The sequence below is a fragment of the Vibrio sp. 1288 genome (assembly GCF_033344475.1).
In genome coordinates this window covers 1-968 of sequence record NZ_JAWPOX010000194.1, presented here as the reverse complement: position 1 = coordinate 968, position 968 = coordinate 1, and the positions used below count along the sequence as shown (strand labels likewise).

At 47.1% G+C, this 968-nt stretch carries 2 pseudogenes; both read left to right on the top strand.

From position 1 onward, the window contains the following. Positions 1 to 798, top strand: a pseudogene (locus R8O11_RS25620) (heme anaerobic degradation radical SAM methyltransferase ChuW/HutW); the annotation flags it as partial. A 34-nt stretch (positions 799 to 832) separates the two neighbouring features. Then, positions 833 to 968 (top strand): annotated as a pseudogene (locus R8O11_RS25615) (heme utilization cystosolic carrier protein HutX); the annotation flags it as partial.

The following is a 968-nucleotide window of genomic DNA, read 5'->3' as shown; positions in this document are numbered from 1 at the left end:
AGTGCAAAGCGTCTTGATGATAGAGAAGACGTACTTAAACGCGTTTCGGAACTGGCGAAGGAAGACAAAATCCCAGTCATCATCGACTTGTTGTACGGCTTGCCTTATCAAACCAAAGAAATACTTGAACAAGATCTTAACGATTTTATGTCGACAGGCGCGCATGGCTTGGATTTGTATCAGTTGGTCGTGGGTGGAACCGCGCCAATGCTCAATCTCGTTGAAAAAGGCAAGATCCCACCACCAGCGACGACGCCAGAGAAAGCGGGCATGTATGAGCTAGGTGTGAACTTTATGGCGAAGCACCACATGAAGCAGTTGAGCGTGAACCACTGGGCCGTCGATAACCGTGAGCGTAGCCTATACAACAGCTTAGCCAAGACGTACGCAGAAGTGTTACCGATTGGATGCGGTGCTGGTGGCAACATTGGCGGCTACGGGATGATGCTGCACCGTACTTTAGACACCTACATCAAAGCGGTGAATGAAGGGCAAAGTACGATTGCGATGATGATGAAGCACAGCCGATTAGAGCCATTATTTGCAGCGCTAAAATCCGGGTTTGACCGCGGCATTGTTCAGGCAAGTAAATTGCCGGTGTTTATGGGTTGCGATACGTTCGATTTTCTCATGCCGCTGTTTAAAGTATGGCAAGACAAAGGCTTAGTTGAGCTTCAAGAGCGAAGCTTAGTGCTTACTTTAGCGGGCAGTTTTTGGGCCGTTTCGTTAGCGCAAGCCTGTATTCAGGTACTGACATCAGAGATGAACGAAAGCGTGCCAAAAGTATCCAATAATTAATGAAGACAAATTGAAGAAAAAGATGGAAAACAAAATGGAATCAATCAAGCAACAGGTAGAAGTTCTATTGGAACAAGAACCTCAACTTCTGCCTGCCGCAATGGCAGAGCGTTTAGGTGTGACAGAATTTGATGTTGTCGCTGCACTGCCGCAAGAGATGGTTGCGATTG